At 43.1% G+C, this 209-nt stretch carries 1 protein-coding gene; it reads right to left on the bottom strand.

The annotated features are described in order from the left end of the window. Nucleotides 1-13: 13 nt before the first annotated feature. The coding region (locus CF394_RS00265; RefSeq protein ID WP_279327630.1) for a phosphate acyltransferase at nt 14-209 on the bottom strand (196 nt) is incomplete at its 5' end.

The following is a 209-nucleotide window of genomic DNA, read 5'->3' as shown; positions in this document are numbered from 1 at the left end:
TCTTTCATTTTTCTTACAGTGCTTGCGCCGCTGTAATTAATGCGAGATTGTAAACATCTTCAGCGTTACATCCTCTTGAAAGGTCGTTTACAGGCATATTTAAACCTTGCAGGATTGGTCCTACCGCTTCAAAGTTGCCCAAACGCTGAGCGATTTTATAGCCGATGTTTCCTGCTTCAAGGCTTGGGAATACGAATACGTTAGCATCC

Origin of the sequence: Tetzosporium hominis, assembly GCF_002265435.1 — a bacterium.
GTDB lineage: Bacteria > Bacillota > Bacilli > Bacillales_A > Planococcaceae > Chryseomicrobium > Chryseomicrobium hominis.
This window is presented reverse-complemented; position numbering and strand designations above follow the sequence as displayed.